Raw genomic sequence first — 15,235 nt, forward strand, 5'->3', positions numbered from 1 at the left:
CTTCGCTCTTCCCAAGGGATTTCGGAACGTCTTGACTGCGCGCCTGCTGGGAGCGCGGCCATGATTCTCTTCGAAAACGCACGGCTCTGGGACGGTTTCGCCGAGGCGGCGACGCCGGGCATGTCGGTCCTCGTCGAGGGCGAGACGATCCGCGAGGTCGCGCCCGCCATCGCCAGCGCCTCGGCCCGGCGCATCGACCTCGCCGGACGGACGCTGATGCCGGGGCTGGTGGACTGCCATGTCCACCTCATCGCCTCGATGGTGAGCTTCGAGGCCAATGCGCTGCTGCCGGATGCCGTCGTGGCGTTCCGCGCCGGCAAGCTGATGCGCGAGATGCTGATGCGCGGCTTCACCACCGTGCGCGACCTGGGCGGCGCCACGCTGGGCCTGCGGCTCGCCTGGGAGGAAGGGCTGATCGAGGGCCCCCGCGTCTCGCTCTGCGGCAAGGCGCTTTCGCAGACGGGCGGCCATGCCGATTTCCGCACGCGGGCCGACACGCGCGACTTCGCCTTCTTCGAGAGCCGCCTCGGCTCGCTGGGCCGCCTGGCCGACGGCGTGGACGCCGTGCGCCGCGCCTGCCGCGAGGAGATCAAGGGCGGCGCCGACTACATCAAGCTGATGGCCAATGGCGGCGTGGCCTCGCCCTCGGACCCCATCGCCTTCCTCGGCTATTCCGATGCCGAGCTGCGCGCCGCCGTCGAGGAGGCCGCGATGGCGCAGACCTATGTGGCCGCGCATCTCTACACCGACGAGGCGATCGGCCGCGCCGTGCGCGCGGGCATCCGCAGCCTGGAGCATTGCAACCTCATCACGGCAGCGACGGCGGCCGAGGCCGCGGCGGCCGGCTGCATCGCCTGCCCCACCCTCGTCACCTATCAGGCGCTGAAGGAGGAGGGCGCGTCGCTCGGCCTTGGGCCGGAGTCTGTCGCCAAGATCGACGACGTGCGCCTCGCCGGGCTGGAATCGCTGGACCGCATGCGCGGCGCGGGGCTGACCATGGTCTTCGGCACGGACCTGCTCGGCCCGATGCATCGCCGCCAGTCGGAGGAATTCGTCATCCGTGGCGCGGTGCTGCCCGCCGCCGAGGTGCTGCGCAGCGCGACCAGCCATGCCGCCGTGCTGCTGCGCCAGGAAGGGCGCATCGGCTGCGTCGCGCCCGGCGCCCTCGCCGACCTGCTGGTGGTCGAGGGCGACCCGCTGGCCGACCTCACTCTGCTGACGCGGCAGGGCGCGCATCTCGCGGCGATCATGCAGGGCGGCCGCTTCGTGAAGGACGCGCTGTGAGGCTTCTGTTCATCAACGGCCCCAACGCAAATCTCTGCGGCCTGGAACCTTCGGGCATCCATGGGCGCGAGACGTTCAACGACATCGCGGCGCGCTGCCACGCCAAGGCCGGCTCCCTCGGCGTCGAGCTGGATTTCCGACAGAGCCAGGACGAGGGCGAGATCATCACCTGGATCCAGCAGGCGCGGGGCAAGGCCGAGGGCCTGCTCATCGACGCGGCCGGGCTGTCCCACACCTCGATCGCCATCATGGACGCGCTGCTGACCTTCGATGGCCCCGTCATCGAGGTGCACATGTCCAACATCCACCGCCGCGAGCCCTTCCGGAACAAGACCTTCACCTCGAAGGCCGCGACGGGTTCCATCTGCGGTCTCGGGCCGCTGGGCTACGAGCTCGCCATCCAGGCCATGCAGGCCCAGGTCCTTCAAGGAGCCCGCCGATGATCCCCCTCGTCTTCTACAGCGACTTCGACGATGCCGAGGCCTGGGAGGCCGCGCTGAAGGCCCATCTTCCGGAGCTCGATTTCCGCGTCGGCGGCGATCCCGGGGGCGTGGTGGCCGCGCTGGTCTGGAAACCGCCGGCGGGCTTCTTCGTGCCCTATCGCGACCTGAAGCTGGTGGTGAACCTCGGCGCCGGCGTGGACAGCCTGGTGCGCCGCGACGACCTGCCGCCTTTGCCCATCAGCCGGCTGAACGATGCCGGCATGGTGCAGCTCATGGCCTCCTACGTGATGCATGCGGTGACGCATTACGCGCGCGATTTCCACCTGATGGAGCGCAACCGGCTGAAGCGCGTTTGGGAGTACATCCACCCCCGCGCACTCTCCTCGCACCGCGTCTCGGTGATGGGCCTGGGTGAGCTCGGCGGGGCCGCCGCCGCCGCTTTGGCCGGCATGGGCTATGACGTGACGGGCTGGGCGCGCAGCGCGAAGAACATCCCCGGCGTGCGCTGCCTCTCGGGCGCCGAGGGTTTCGCCCGGGCGCTGCGCGAGGCCGATACGGTGGTGCTGATGCTGCCTCTGACGCCGGATACCACGGGCGTGATCGACGCGGCGGCACTCTCCTCCATGAAACCCGGCGCGAACCTCATCAATGTCGGCCGCAGCGGACTGGTGGATGAGGAGGCGCTGATCGCCGCGCTGCGAGACGGGCGGATCGCCGAGGCCACGCTGGACGTGTTCAACGAGGAGCCCCTGCCCTCCGGACATCCCTTCTGGGCCATGGAGAATGTCCGCATCACGCCGCACATCGCCAGCATCACCGTGCCGGAAGGCGCGGCGCCGGACGTGGCGGAAAGCATCCGACGCGTGCTGCGCGGCGAGGCGCCGCTCTATCAGGTGAACCCGGCGCGGGGATATTGAGAACCGGCCCGCCATGACGCCTGCATGGCCGTGTGCGCCGGCAACACGGTCTATCGGCGATGGACCTGGACCGCCGTCTCGTCGGCGTCTCGCGACGCCGCCCGGACCGAAAACGTTGAGGCGCTGCGCCGCTGACGTGCCCGCGATGCCCATCCGCCTCGGATTTTCACGCGTGAAATCCGTCGCCTTTCCGCTATAGGACCTCATGCCCGAGATCGTTTTCCTCTCCATCTTTTCCGCCGGCCCCGGCGGCGGAAATCCCGCCCCCATCGTGCCCGACGCGCGCGGCATGGCGGACGAGGCGATGCGCGCCCTCGCCGCGCATCATGGCCATGAGAGCGCCTTCGTCCTCCCGCCCACCGATCCCGCGACGACCGACCGTCGCTTCCGCTTCTTCGTGCCCGCGCACGAGATGGAGATGTGTGGCCACGCCACGCTCGGCGCAGCCTGGCTGCTGCGCCGGCGCGGCGAGGCGACCGGCGGCGTGCTGCGCATCGAGACGCTTTCCGGCCCCGTGCGCGCGATCTTCGTGGAGGACCGGGTCGAGGTGACGCAGCCGCAGGGCTCGGCCACCCCCATCGCCGACCCCGCCGAACTTCTCGCCGTGCTCGGCCTGACGCCCGACGACCTTGCCGACGCACCGATTCAGAACGCCGCGACGAGCCGCGTGAAGACGCTCGTCCCCCTGCGTTCCCTCGATCGCCTGCACGCCCTGTCGCCCGATCCCGAGGCCGTCCGCCGCGCCTGCGATGCCATCGGTTCCACCGGGCTTTATCCCTATGCCCTCGCCGCGCCGGACCGTGCCCATGCGCGGCAATTCCCCCGTTCCTCGGGCTATCCGGAGGACGCCGCGACGGGCATCGCCGCCACCGCGCTCTTCGCCGGATTGCGCGTGCTGGGCGCGGCGGGCCCGGCCCTCACCGTCCGTCAGGGCGAGGCGATGGGCCGCCCTTCGGAAATTCTCGTCACCCGCGATCCGGAGGGGTCTGGCTGCCGGCTCTCCGGCCGGGTGGAGCTGATCGAGGCGATCCAGCCGGTCAGAGCTCCGACCAGCGCCTGACCAGGTTGTGATAGGCGCCCGTCAGCGACAGGACGCTCGGGTGGGTGTCGGGCAATTCCTGGCGCAGCCGCACGAGGGCGAGGTCCATCTCGTGCAGGAAGCCGCGCTGGCCGTCATCCTTCACCAGCGACTGCGACCAGAAGAAGCATGACCAGCGACTGCCGCGCGTGATCTCGGTCACGTGATGCAGGCTCGTCGCCGGATAGACGACCATGCTGCCCGCCTCGAGCTTCACCGCCTGGCTGCCATAGGTGTCCTCCACCACGAGCTCGCCGCCGTCGTAATCGGCGGGGTCGTTGAGGAAGAGCGTCGAGGACACATCGGCCCGCATGCGGAAGCCGCCGGTGCCGGGCACGGAGCGGATCGCGTTGTCGATATGCGCGCCGAACTTCATGCCCACATCATAGCGGTTGAACATGGGCGGATAGACGCGAAAGGGCAGTGCGGCCGAGGTGAACATCGGATGGCGGCCCAGGGCGCGCAGCACGATCTCGCCGAGCTCCCGCGCGACGGGGCTGTCCTCGGGGATCTGCAGGTTGAATTTCACGAGGGCGGACTGCTCGCCGGCCGTGGCGCGGCCATCGGCCCAGGCGGCGGCTTCCAGCGCCTGGCGGCAATAGGCGACCTCTTCGGGCGAGAGGAGCTGGGGAATCTTGACGAGCATCGCTTGGCTCCTGCCCGCACGCGCCGGCCTGATGCAGATCGCCGCGAGTGCGCGTTCAACAAAGGATGGCGGGGGCGGCCATGAGACCGCCCCCGCCGATGTCAGCTTAGTAGGCTGCCGAGAGGCTGAACACCACGGTGCGGCCCGCGGAAGGGTTCGCGCGCGTGCCGAACAGGCTATCGTAGTTCAGCTGGTCGGTCAGGTTGTAGCCGTTGATCGAGGCGCGCCACTGACGCCGCTCGCCGAAGCTGTGCGAGACCATGGCGTCGAGCGAGAAGTTCGACGGCACCGAGGCGGTGTTGTCCGCGTTCAGATAGGCCATCGAGCGCCAGGTCACGCCGCCGCCCACTGTGAGCTGGTAGGGCGTCTCGCGGAAGGCCTCATAGGCCGTCCAGACCGAGGCGGCGTGGCGCGGCACGTACTGGATGCGCTGGCCGCGGTTCGCCGCCGTGGCGCTGCGCGTCGTCTCGCTGTCCATGTAGACGTAGTTGGCGCTGAGCGACCAGTCGCGAGTGACCTGGCCGGTCACGCCGAGCTCGACGCCCTGGTTGCGTTGCGAGTCACCCGACTGCGTCGTCGCGCCCGAGACGGGATCGGTGACGAAGGCCCCCTCCTTCTCGATGCGGAAGAGCGAGGCGTAGAGGCCCAGGTTGTTGTTCAGCAGGCTGTACTTCGCGCCCAGCTCGAAGATCCGGTTGCGCTCCGGGTCCAGCGACTGGTTCGCCGCGCTCAGATTGGCCGGCATGGTCGTGATGAAGGAGCCGGCCGGCGTCGTCGAGGAGGCGTAGGAGAAGTAGTAGGTCTGCGAGGGCGTCGGCTCCCAGACCAGGCTCGCGCGCGGGTCGACGAAGGTCTGGTTGGCACCGAGGACCGTGGTCGCCGCGCCGTTGCCGTAGGTCTTGTAGCTGAGGTCGTAATTGCTGACGCGGATTCCGCCGATGACGGAGATTTCCGGTGTGAGCCACATGCGATCGGTCACGAAGCCGCCGACATGGGTCTGCTGCGTGTCACGCACATTGGCGCCCGTACCGGGGCGGATGCCGAAGCGTGCGCTCGAGTGGCTGGGGTTGATGAGCGTGTTCGCGCGCGTGTTGGCGTAGGTGTAGCCGGTACGCTCGTCCTGCTGGTGCCAGACGTCGAAGCCCACCGTCGCCTCATGGCGGAAGGGCCCGGTGGTGAAGCGCAGGTTCGCGGTCGTGATGTTCTGGATGCCCCAGGTGTCCTGCTTGAAGGGTGAGACGCCGCCCGAATAGGCGACCTGGGCCCGGTTGGGCTGGCGGCCGAAGAACAGGCCGGTGCAGGTCGCGTCGCAGGTCGGCGGCGAGGCGGCGAAGTCGCGGGTGGCGAAGCTCACGCGCGTGTCGTTGCTCAGCGTCAGCCAATCATTCGCGACGTGGCGCAGACGGGCCGTGACGCGGTCCACCGTCGTGTTGTCGCGGTCGGAATCGATGCCGTACCAGTTGCGGCGGCGCAGGCCGTACTCGGTGGCGGGACGGCCGACGCTCTGGCCCGGCGCGACCACGACGGGCACGCCGTAGTCGGGCGTGCGGCGATCCTCGAAGTGCATGTAGTCGACGGTCAGCGTCGTGGGCGTGCCCAGGCCGAGCGAGAAGGACGGCGCGATGCCCCAACGGTCGGAGCTGACCGAGTCACGACCGATGACGCGGTTGGTGTGGCCGAGGATGTTCAGGCGAACGGCCGAGGTCTCGCCGATCTGGCGGTTGATGTCGAAGTTGCCGCGCGCCATGCCGCCCGTGCCGCCCGAGACCGTGCCGCTCATGAAATTGCCGAGCTGGGCCGTGCGGGTCTGGATGTTGATCGCCCCGCCGATGGTCTGCTGGCCGAAGGTCGTGGCCGAGGGCCCCTTCAGGACGGCGACGCTGTCGAAATTGAAGGCGTCGCGCGTATAGGTGCCGAAGTCGCGCATGCCGTCGACATAGACGTCGTTCTGCGCGGAGAAGCCGCGGATGCGGAACTGGTCGCCGCTGACGCCGCCATTGCCTTCGCCGATCGAGGAGGTGATGCCGGGGACGTTGCGCAGCGCCTGGTCGAGGCTGGTGACGCCCTGCTGTTCCAGGATTTCGCGCGGAATCATGTTGATGACCTGGGGCGTGCTCTGGACGGTTCCGGGCAGCCGCGTGAGGCCGGTCGGCCGCTGCAGCGTATTGGCCGGCAACTGGCCGGAAACGTCCATGGTCGGCAAGGTAATGCCGGAAGCGGCTTCCACCGTCGTCGGAACGGCAGCGGGGGCCTGGGCAGCGAGGGCCTGGGCGGTGGTCTGGGCCTGGGCGGTGGTCTGGGCCTGGGCGGTGGTCTGGGCCTGGGCGCCGACAGAGAGAACAACCGCGAGGCTCGCGGTGACGGCAATCTGGGAGACCGTGCAGTGCAAGATCGCACGCTGCGACATGTGGGCAATCCTCAAGTTGAGAATGCCTCCTATTTTCAATTTAAAATTTCAGCAATCACATGCGTCAGATTATTACGGTTCCGAACGGCCGGTGACGGCGCCAGCGTGTCATCAGCGCAACACTCATTTGTGGCTTCGTCGCCTGGAGTTTAGGCTCGCCACGATCCAAGGAGACGACCGATCTTCCAAGCGCCGCCCATCCCGGCAGGGACCCTGACCCTGATGGATTATGAGCCGCATGCGCGTGAGCGCATGGGCGAGAATGCCTGGGCCTATATCTCCACCGGAACGGCCGACGAACGAACGCTGCGGGCGAATCGCGAGGCTTTCGAGCGGCTTCGGCTCCAAGGCCGAGTCATGACCGATATGTCCGGCGCACATACCCGCCTGACCCTTTTCGGCGATTCATTCGAGCATCCGATTTTTCTCGCGCCGGTGGCTTTTCACCGCCTGGTCCATCCCGATGGCGAACTGGCCACCGCCTTCGGAGCCAGCGCCATCCGCGCGGGCATGGTCGTCAGCACCAGCGCGAGCGTTCCGATCGAGCAGATCGCGCGGCAGGCGACCTCCCCGCTCTGGTTCCAATTGTATCTTCAGTATGACCGGATATTTACTCAATCGCTCGTCACACGCGCGGAACAGGCCGGCTATCGCGCTCTCGTCCTCACCGTCGACGCCCCCGTCACCTTGCGCAACCGCGAGCAGCGCGCGGGCTTCGGGTTGCCGCCCGGGGTCGAGGCGGTGAACCTCCAGGGCATGATCCCCCCGCCCCCGCCCAGGGCGGAGCCGCATGAGAGCGAGGTGTTCCGCGGCCTGCTCGCCGGCGCGGCGACCTGGAAGGACATCGCCTGGCTGCGCTCGATCACGCGGCTGCCGCTGCTGCTGAAGGGCATCATGTCCCCCGCCGACGCCGCCCGCGCCATCGCGGAGGGCGTGGACGGGATCATCGTCTCCAACCACGGCGGCCGCGCGCTCGACACCGCGCCGGCCAGTATCGAGGCCCTGCCGCGCATCGCCGAGGTGGTGGCCGGGCGCGTCCCGATCCTCATGGATGGCGGCATCCGCCGCGGCAGCGACGTGCTGAAGGCGCTCGCCCTCGGCGCCAAGGCGGTGCTGATCGGGCGGCCCTATATCTACGGCCTGGCGGTGGGCGGCCCCGTCGGCGTGGCGCATGTCGTGAAGATCCTGCGCACGGAACTCGAAATCGCGATGACGCTGACGGGATGCGCCAATCTGGAAGCGATCGACCGGTCGGTGATCTGGGAATGATGCGCCTGTGGCTTTCCGGCCGCAGCGCGCCCCGCACATCGCGCGATCGACCCTGCGGCATTGATCGGCCGGACGGTATTTTCTAATACTGCCGGCGCAATGGTCCCGCGCGAGTGGGTGAAAAGGGAATGCCGTGCGTCCGCCGGGGGGATCATCCTCCGTTCCGGGCAAGTCGGCAGCTGCCCCCGCAACTGTCAGCGGTGAGACGCTGGCCCTTCCGCCGAAAGGCGGGCCACTACGGCGAGAGCCGCGGGAAGGTCGGGCCAATGTCGACGACCCGCGAGCCAGGAGACCTGCCCTTGCCGATGCGCTGCAGGGCCGTCGTAACCCACGACGATCCGGGCGGGGCGCTCCGGGGACAGGTGACGCGATGACGGCTTTCCCGCCTCCGATTCCGGCGCGCTTCGGCGATGCCCTGGGCCGCTCGGGGCCCCTCTTCATCCTTCTGTGATCCGGACGACGGCCAGGCCCTCCGGGGCCGCCAAGCTTCAAGCGCTTCTCCGGCGACACGCCATGACATCCCCCAAGAATCGAAAGTCCGCGGCCATGCCGAAGACCCGCTACCTCCTTGCCATGCTCCTGGGCACCACCCAGATCGCGGCCGCCCAAACCTCATCCGACCCGACACCGTCCACCCCGGCTGCGTCCGCCCCGGTCGCGTCCAACATCGTGCCGCTGCCCGAACTCACCGTGATCGAGACGCGCACGCCCGTGCCCCTCTCGCAGGTCGGCAGCTCGGTCACGATCATCACGGGTGAGGAACTGCGCGAACGGCAGATCACCCAGGTCATCGACGCGCTGCGCGAAGTGCCCGGCCTCTCCGTCAATCAGAACGGCCAGCGCAGCGGCCCGGGCCAGGTTCGCATTCGCGGCGGCGAGGGCAATCACACGCTCGTCCTGCTCGACGGCGTGAAGATGAACGACCCGAACGACAACGAGTTCGACATCACCCAGCTCACGACCAATGAGATCGAGCGCATCGAGGTCCTGCGCGGCCCGCAATCGATGGTCTATGGCGCCGATGCGGCAGGCGGCGTGATCAGCATCACCACCCGCCGTGGCGAGGCGGGGCCTCCGCGCGTCAATGCCTCCATCGAGGGCGGCAGCTTCGGGACGACCAATCTGCGGGCGGGTATCTCCGGCGGAGGCGAGCGCTACGACTACAACCTCTATGGCGGGCGCCTCGCCTCGGCGGGGACGGTCACGGCCCCCGGGGGGCGCGAGAACGACGGCTATCGCAACTACACCGTGGGCGGCCGCGCGGGGCTGCGCGTGAACGACAATCTCCGCTTCGAAGGCAGCTTCCGCCACACGGGCAGCCGCGGCGATACCGACGGGCAGGACTACGTCACGGGCCTGGCCATCGATACGCTGGATAATTTCCGCTACCGCAGCACGGTCGGCCGGGGAACGGCGTTCCTGAATCTCTTCGACGGCCGCATGGAGAATATCTTCACCGTCTCGGGCGGCTCCTTCGAGCGTGAGAGCCGGCTGGCGAGCCAGTTGCTGAGCCGCACCAGCACGGATCGGCTCCGCACCGAGTATCAGACCAATATCCGCATCATCCCCAATGCGGTGACGACCTTCGGCGTCGACTGGCAGCGCGAGGGCAACCGCCAGCTCCTCTACGGGTCGCTGCAGCGCTTCGTCGCGCCGGATGTGCAGAACACCGGCGTCTGGGCCCAGCAGCAGATCGACCTCTTCGATCGGCTGACCCTGACCGGCGGCGTCCGGCACGACGAGAACGATTTCTTCGGCGGCGCGACCACCTATCGCTTCACCGGGGCCTATCGGATCCCGTCCTGGGGCACCAAGTTCCGCGCCACCTACGGCACGGGCTTCGCGCCGCCCTCCTTCAGCGAGATGTATTTCGTTCCCTCGGCCTCCTTCGTCCCGAACCCGAACCTGCGCCCGGAGCGGACGCGTGGCTGGGAACTCGGCGTGGACCAGGAATTCCTCAATCGCCGCATCCTCCTGGGCGCGACCTATTTCAACAACCGCGTGAAGGACTTCATCGCCTTCAACACCGGCGTCTTCCCTTTCCGCCTCAACAATATCGGCGAGAACGAGGCGCAGGGCGTCGAGCTTACGGCGCGGCTGGAGCCGACGCGATGGGCCAGCATCGTGGCCAGCTACACCCTGACGGACAGCAACATCGTCTCCTCCGTCACGCCGTCGCAGAACGGGCTCCAGCTCGTGCGCCGGCCGCGCAACGCCGCCTCGCTCAACGTCACGCTGCGGCCGGTCGAGGCGATGCGGGTCAACTTCGGGCTCGTCTATAACGGTACGACGCAGGACAGCTTCTTCGGAGCGGGCGGCGGGCGGCGAACCCTTTCGCCCTACACTTTGGCGCGGATCGCGGTTTCCTACCGGGTGACGCCGCAGGTCGAGGTCTTCGGCCGGGTGGAGAACGCCTTCGACCAGCGGTACCAGGAGGTCTATGGCTTCCAGCCGCCTGGGATCGGCGGCTTCGGCGGCGTGCGGGTCAGCTTCTGATCCGTCGCGAGGAAGCCCGGGTCGTGCCCGGGCTTCCCGCGAAGATTTTCGAACCGTTCAGTGCTGGTGGCCCTGCGCCGGGGCGCGGGCCCCGGCGGCCTGGACCGTCAGGTTCACTGTCACCTGGCCCGCGCGCTCGAAGCGCAGGCTGACCGGAATGGTCTGGCCCACCACGAGCGGGCGCGTCAGGCCGATCAGCATCATGTGCAGCCCACCCGGCGCCAGCGCCACGCTGCCGCCGGCGGGAAGCGGGATGCTCTCGACCGGACGCATCCGCATCACATCGCCCTCGCGCAGGCTGGTATGCAGTTCCACCCGCGCCGCCGCGGGCGAACTCGCCGCGACCAGGGTATCGGCCTGCGCGCCGGTGTTGCGGATGCTGAAGAAGCCCGCGCCCTGCGCGCCCTGCCCCGCCGCGCGCGTCCAGCCGCCTTCCACCGCTATCGGACCGACGGTCACCGCCCCCGAAGCTGCCGGCGCCTGGGCGAGCTGCAGCATGGGCGCGGGGAAGCGCGGGCGCGGTTCGCCCTCGACCGCCAGCTGCGTCCAGGCCGCGACCGTCTCGCCGCAGCGCTGCGTCACCGGGAAGGCCAGGGCCTCGCCGCCGCGATCGGGCGTGCGGACCATCATCACGAACTCGTCGTAATGGGCATCCGGCAGCGAGCCGCCGCGCCAGGCGATGGAGGCGCCGGGCTCGATGGCGATCTCCCAGCCTGGCTTGGGCATGGGCCGCGCGACGGTCATGCCCGGGGGCAGCGCCACTTCGATGGCCGTGGTCGCGGCGCCGCCGCAGCCATGGCCGACACCCAGAGCGAGCCGCGTGTAGCTGGCCGGCTGCGCCTGCGTGGGACTGAGGACGACATGCGCCGCGGCCGGCGTGGCCGTGGCGGCGAGGAGGACGGCGAGGAGCTTTTTCATGGAGACGTTCCTTCTTCAGAAGCGGTAGCGCGCGCCGGCATAGGCGGAGCGCCCGAAGCCCGGTTCGAACAGGGCCTGGTTGCCCGCGACGGGCGCAACGGAGGCGGAGGAGATATAACGCCGATCGGCCAGATTGCGCGCCTCCAGGAAGACGCCGAGGCGGCCATCCAGGAAATCGGCACCGGCACGCAGGCCGATCAGCGCGTAGCTGTTGGTGCGCACCGTATTGGCATTGTCCACGAAGAAGCCTTCCGGGACGTAGTCGACATTGGGGGCGACCCAGAAGCCGCCAGCGTGGCGATAGCGCGCCTCGGCCCGCAGCACGTGGCGCGGCACGCCCGGCAACTGGTTGTTGCGGTAGGTCCGGTCCCCATCGAAGGCGAAGTCGCTGAAGGTATAGGCGCCGCGCAGCGTCACGCCGTCGCCGGCAGCGAAGATGTTGCGGGCCGCCTCGACCGTTCCGGCCAGTTCGACGCCCTGGTGGATCGTACGATCGGCATTCTGCGCGTAGCTGCTGCCGGAGGTCGGCCCCATGAACAGCTGGATCTCCTTGTCGATCCAGCTGCGGTAGGCCGCCACCTCGAAGCCGAAGCGCCCGGCCGTGCCGCGCGTGCCGATCTCCAGCGTGGTCGCGCGCTGCGGCTTCAGCAGGCTGAACCCGCCGAGCGGCACGAGCGAGACGAGGTCCGACAGGGTCGGCGGCTCGGTGGACCAGGTGACGTTGCCATAGGCCTGAACCGTAGGCGTCGCCTGCCAGAGCAGGCCGGCCCGGGGGTTGATCCAGTTCCAGCGGCCCGAGCCGCTCTGCGCCGCATTCAGCCGGTTGTCGCTGGACCGCGTCGCGCCACCGCCCGACAGGCCGGTCACGATGGCCAGCCGCGGCAGGACGTAGAGGCTGTTCTCGAAATAGCCGCTGACCGTCTCCGCCTTATCCAGGGACGAATAGGTCTGCGCGCCGCGGTTGGCGAAGAGGTTGACGAAGCGGCGGTTGTCCGTCGTGCCGTAGGCGTAGTTGAAACCGCCCGTGAGGCGGTTGCGCAGGCCGCCGACGGTGCCGTCCCAGGTTCCGCGCGCGAAAAGATTGAAGTCGTTCGTCTGGTTGTCGATGTACTGGAAGATGGGATGGTTGAGCTGCCGGGTCACCCAGCTGCCGCCGAACTCCAGCGTCGTCTCGGCATTGACGCGGACCGTCGTCCGCGACCCCAACCGGTAGCTGTCGATATTGCGCTGATAGTTCATCGCGAGGTTCGTGGCATTGGCCATGCGCGGCGAGTTCAGCGCCTGGCTGCGGGTCAGGGAACCCGGGATGTACTGCTGGATGGAGTTGTGGGTGAAGTAGAAGCGCGTCTCCACATCGTCGGACAGCCGATAGCCGATGTTGAGGTTGAGCCGGCCGCTATTGCCCTGGCTGTGATCGCGATAGCCGTCCTGCGTGGCCATGGTGCCGCTGATCCAGCCGTCCATCGGCCCGTAGACGCCGCCGCCGCTGATCTGCCCCCGGGCGAAGCCGTAGCTGCCGCCCTCGACGCGCAGGTTCACGCCCTGGGTGTTCCGGCCGGTCGGCGTCACGAAGTTGATGGCGCCGCCCAGCGTGTTGGCGCCGAGCGAGAAGGCATTGCCGCCGCGCAGGATCTCGACGCGCTGGAAGGTCAGCGGGTCCAGTTCCTGCAGATCGCCGCTGCCATCGGCCTGGCTGATCGGAATGCCGTCCTGCATCGTCAGGACGCCGCGCATATGAAAGTTCCGCGCGATGCCGGAACCGCGGATGGAGAGGCGCGAATCCTCGCCCCATTTGGGTTGGGCGAAGACGCCCGGCGTGTATTCCAGCATGTCGCGGATGCCGAGCGTGCCGGGGCGGTCGAGGAAGTCGCTGGCGGGAACCACGGTATTGGCGCCGGGGCTGGACCAGAGCCGGACCTGCGCCTCCGCATTGGTCGGCACGGTGAGCGAAGGGGTCGGCGCCGTCACCTGCATCTCCGGCAGGACGGTCGTCTGGCCAAAGGCCGGAGCGGCGAAGGCGAACAGGGGCGCGCAGAGCGCCGCGCGGCGAAGCTTGGACATGAAGCATTTCCATCAGGGACGAGAACGGGCGCGCGACCGCTGACGCGGCGGCGCGGATCGGGTTCAGGCCTTGAAGGAGGGCGGTGCTCGGGTCGGGTAAGGCGGCGCGCGAGCAGGCGGGAGCAGCCTCGCCTCACCGGCCGCGTGCCATGCGATCGCCTCGCCCGTCCAGGCCGGCAGGGCGAGCAATGGCGGTTCGGGCAGGACAACGGCGGGCAGGCCGTGGCAGACCGGGCAGAAGCCGCCGTCCGCATGCGGCTGGTCGTCCGCGATCGGGACCCCGTCCGCGTCGAGGTGAATGACCTTCACGCCGTCGATCGAGCAGATCTCGATGGCGTCGCCCCCGTGGGTCATCCCACGCAGGCAATGCGCCACCGCCACGCCCGACTGCCAGAACAGCAGCACGGCGAACAGCCGGATCAGCAGGGCGCGGTACTTTCCCACGCGGGAAGCTTTAGGCTACCGCCGCCCAACCCTCAAGCCGCGAGCGCGTATTCCACCTCGGGCGTATAGACCGCCTGTTCCTTGCCGAGGCGCGAGGAGAAGAGCACGAAATGCTCCACCATCACAGGCTCGCTGCGGAAGAGGTTATGCGCCTGCACGAAGCCCGCGAGCTTGTTCAGCGACGAGCCGTCGGACCGCGCGAGGGTGACGTGGGGCGCGAATTTCTTGCGCTCCGGCGGCAATCCCGCGCGCTGCATGGCGGTCTCGATCTTGGCCTGGAGATGGGCCAGGCCCGGCGTGCGCTCGGCCGCCACATGCAGCGACTGCACCCGGCCGGATTTCTCGAAGGTCCCCAGGCCCGAGAGGCTGAGCTCGAAGGGCTTGGCGCGGATGCTGGCCAGAGCGATGTCCAGCTCTTCCGCCATATAGCCCGGCACCTCGCCGATGAAGCGCAAGGTGAGGTGGTAGTTCTCCGGCTTCACCCACCGCACCCCCGGGATACCGCCGCACATGGCGGAGAGGCGGATCTTCACCTCCTGTGGGAGGTCAAGAGCGACGAAAAGACGCATGGGCTGGGGCCCCCTTCCCGGATTCGCGCCATTATCCTGCGGCGACAGACGGTACCCGGTCCAGAAGTTGTTCCGTGACAGGCAGGATCCGCCGGACCAGCTCGGCCACGCCGGCCGGGTTGGGGTGGATATTGTCCGCCTGGTTCAGGCCGCGCTGGGCGGCCACGCCCTCCAGGAAGAAGGGGTAGAAGAGCAGGCCCGGCCGCTTGGCCGCGGCGTCCTTGTAGACGGCCTCGAAGGCCCGCCCGTAATCCGCCCCGAGGTTGGGCGGGGCCAGCATGCCGGCGAGCAGCACGGGAACCCCCCGTGCCTCCAGCCGCGCGAGGATGGATTCCAGCGCCTCGGCCATCCGGCCCGGCGGCAGGCCGCGCAGCCCGTCATTGGCGCCCAGCGCCACGATGGCCGCCTGCGGCCGCTCGGCCATCGCCCAGTCGAGCCGCGCCGAACCGCCGGCCATGGTGTCGCCCGAGACGCCCGCATCGATCACCCGGACCTGCCGCCCGGCGGCGACCAGGGCCTGCTGGAGCCGAGGCGCGAAGCCCTCCCCGCGCGCCAGGCCATAGCCGGCGGTGAGGGAATCCCCCAGCGCCAGGAGCCGGATCGGGGCGGTTCCGACGGTCTGGGCCAAGGCCTTCCGGGCGAATAAGGTCGCGCCCAAAAGCGAAAAGCCCTTTTGCAGCGCAGCGCGCCGGCCATATGCCAT

13 protein-coding genes and 1 riboswitch are annotated in these 15,235 nt (G+C 68.9%); of the genes, 6 read left to right on the forward strand and 7 right to left on the reverse strand.

Annotated elements, in window-relative coordinates:
• Positions 1 to 60 precede the first annotated feature (60 nt).
• From ACO057_RS07360 to ACO057_RS07375, 4 genes are all read left to right on the forward strand, one after another.
• Positions 61 to 1,284, forward strand: a complete 1,224-nt coding sequence (locus tag ACO057_RS07360; protein WP_421990154.1) for an amidohydrolase family protein — start codon at positions 61 to 63, stop codon at positions 1,282 to 1,284.
• Positions 1,281 to 1,727, forward strand: a complete 447-nt coding sequence (locus tag ACO057_RS07365; protein WP_421990156.1) for a type II 3-dehydroquinate dehydratase — start codon at positions 1,281 to 1,283, stop codon at positions 1,725 to 1,727. Before ACO057_RS07360 ends, ACO057_RS07365 begins: the two co-directional genes overlap by 4 nt.
• Positions 1,724 to 2,644 carry a 2-hydroxyacid dehydrogenase gene (locus ACO057_RS07370; RefSeq protein WP_421990158.1) on the forward strand — a complete coding sequence of 307 codons (921 nt, stop codon included), beginning with the start codon at positions 1,724 to 1,726 and terminating at the stop codon, positions 2,642 to 2,644. The genes ACO057_RS07365 and ACO057_RS07370 overlap by 4 nt, the downstream gene beginning before the upstream one ends.
• Positions 2,645 to 2,849: 205 nt before the next feature.
• Positions 2,850 to 3,704 carry a PhzF family phenazine biosynthesis protein gene (locus tag ACO057_RS07375; protein WP_421990160.1) on the forward strand — a complete coding sequence of 285 codons (855 nt, stop codon included), beginning with the start codon at positions 2,850 to 2,852 and terminating at the stop codon, positions 3,702 to 3,704.
• Here ACO057_RS07375 and ACO057_RS07380 read toward each other — a convergent pair.
• Together ACO057_RS07380 and ACO057_RS07385 are read right to left on the reverse strand one after the other, a co-directional pair.
• Complete coding sequence (locus ACO057_RS07380; protein WP_421990162.1) at positions 3,682 to 4,368, reverse strand: Fe2+-dependent dioxygenase; 687 nt, start codon at positions 4,366 to 4,368, stop codon at positions 3,682 to 3,684. The two genes, ACO057_RS07375 and ACO057_RS07380, sit on opposite strands and share 23 nt — an antisense overlap.
• A gap of 106 nt (positions 4,369 to 4,474) precedes the next feature.
• Positions 4,475 to 6,775 carry a TonB-dependent receptor gene (locus tag ACO057_RS07385; protein WP_421990164.1) on the reverse strand — a complete coding sequence of 767 codons (2,301 nt, stop codon included), beginning with the start codon at positions 6,773 to 6,775 and terminating at the stop codon, positions 4,475 to 4,477.
• Positions 6,776 to 6,997: 222 nt separating this feature from the next.
• Between ACO057_RS07385 and ACO057_RS07390 the strand changes: the two genes are divergently transcribed.
• On the forward strand, positions 6,998 to 8,044 hold the full coding sequence (locus tag ACO057_RS07390; protein ID WP_421990166.1) for an alpha-hydroxy acid oxidase: 1,047 nt from the start codon (positions 6,998 to 7,000) through the stop codon (positions 8,042 to 8,044).
• 83 nt (positions 8,045 to 8,127) lie between these two features.
• A riboswitch (cobalamin riboswitch) is annotated at positions 8,128 to 8,359 on the forward strand.
• A 231-nt stretch (positions 8,360 to 8,590) separates the two neighbouring features.
• Positions 8,591 to 10,540, forward strand: coding sequence for a TonB-dependent receptor plug domain-containing protein (locus ACO057_RS07395; RefSeq protein WP_421990168.1), 1,950 nt, complete (start codon positions 8,591 to 8,593; stop codon positions 10,538 to 10,540).
• Positions 10,541 to 10,597: 57 nt separating this feature from the next.
• On the opposite strand, the gene ACO057_RS07400 is transcribed toward ACO057_RS07395, so the two are convergent.
• From ACO057_RS07400 to ACO057_RS07420, 5 genes are all read right to left on the reverse strand, one after another.
• Positions 10,598 to 11,458, reverse strand: coding sequence for a copper chaperone PCu(A)C (locus tag ACO057_RS07400; RefSeq protein ID WP_421990170.1), 861 nt, complete (start codon positions 11,456 to 11,458; stop codon positions 10,598 to 10,600).
• A 15-nt stretch (positions 11,459 to 11,473) separates the two neighbouring features.
• Complete coding sequence (locus ACO057_RS07405; RefSeq protein WP_421990172.1) at positions 11,474 to 13,519, reverse strand: TonB-dependent receptor family protein; 2,046 nt, start codon at positions 13,517 to 13,519, stop codon at positions 11,474 to 11,476.
• Between the two features lie 63 nt (positions 13,520 to 13,582).
• Positions 13,583 to 13,963 (reverse strand): DUF2946 family protein, encoded by a 381-nt coding sequence (locus tag ACO057_RS07410; RefSeq protein ID WP_421990174.1) that lies wholly within the window; start codon positions 13,961 to 13,963, stop codon positions 13,583 to 13,585.
• 32 nt (positions 13,964 to 13,995) lie between these two features.
• Complete coding sequence (thpR, locus tag ACO057_RS07415) at positions 13,996 to 14,532, reverse strand: RNA 2',3'-cyclic phosphodiesterase (RefSeq protein WP_421990176.1); 537 nt, start codon at positions 14,530 to 14,532, stop codon at positions 13,996 to 13,998.
• A 31-nt stretch (positions 14,533 to 14,563) separates the two neighbouring features.
• Positions 14,564 to 15,160 carry an arylesterase gene (locus ACO057_RS07420; protein ID WP_421990178.1) on the reverse strand — a complete coding sequence of 199 codons (597 nt, stop codon included), beginning with the start codon at positions 15,158 to 15,160 and terminating at the stop codon, positions 14,564 to 14,566.
• Positions 15,161 to 15,235: the final 75 nt, after the last annotated feature.

Origin of the sequence: Roseococcus sp. (assembly GCF_965227005.1) — a bacterium.
GTDB lineage: Bacteria > Pseudomonadota > Alphaproteobacteria > Acetobacterales > Acetobacteraceae > Roseococcus.

Bases quoted from the DNA above. Each gene is read 5' to 3' on its own strand.
- ACO057_RS07380 (WP_421990162.1), bottom strand. From the start codon at position 4,368: ATGCTCGTCAAGATTCCCCAGCTCCTCTCGCCCGAAGAGGTCGCCTAT.
- thpR (WP_421990176.1), bottom strand. From the start codon at position 14,532: ATGCGTCTTTTCGTCGCTCTTGACCTCCCACAGGAGGTGAAGATCCGC.
- ACO057_RS07395 (WP_421990168.1), top strand. From the start codon at position 8,591: ATGCCGAAGACCCGCTACCTCCTTGCCATGCTCCTGGGCACCACCCAG.
- ACO057_RS07370 (WP_421990158.1), top strand. From the start codon at position 1,724: ATGATCCCCCTCGTCTTCTACAGCGACTTCGACGATGCCGAGGCCTGG.
- ACO057_RS07390 (WP_421990166.1), top strand. From the start codon at position 6,998: ATGGATTATGAGCCGCATGCGCGTGAGCGCATGGGCGAGAATGCCTGG.
- ACO057_RS07360 (WP_421990154.1), top strand. From the start codon at position 61: ATGATTCTCTTCGAAAACGCACGGCTCTGGGACGGTTTCGCCGAGGCG.
- ACO057_RS07405 (WP_421990172.1), bottom strand. From the start codon at position 13,519: ATGTCCAAGCTTCGCCGCGCGGCGCTCTGCGCGCCCCTGTTCGCCTTC.
- ACO057_RS07400 (WP_421990170.1), bottom strand. From the start codon at position 11,458: ATGAAAAAGCTCCTCGCCGTCCTCCTCGCCGCCACGGCCACGCCGGCC.
- ACO057_RS07385 (WP_421990164.1), bottom strand. From the start codon at position 6,775: ATGTCGCAGCGTGCGATCTTGCACTGCACGGTCTCCCAGATTGCCGTC.
- ACO057_RS07375 (WP_421990160.1), top strand. From the start codon at position 2,850: ATGCCCGAGATCGTTTTCCTCTCCATCTTTTCCGCCGGCCCCGGCGGC.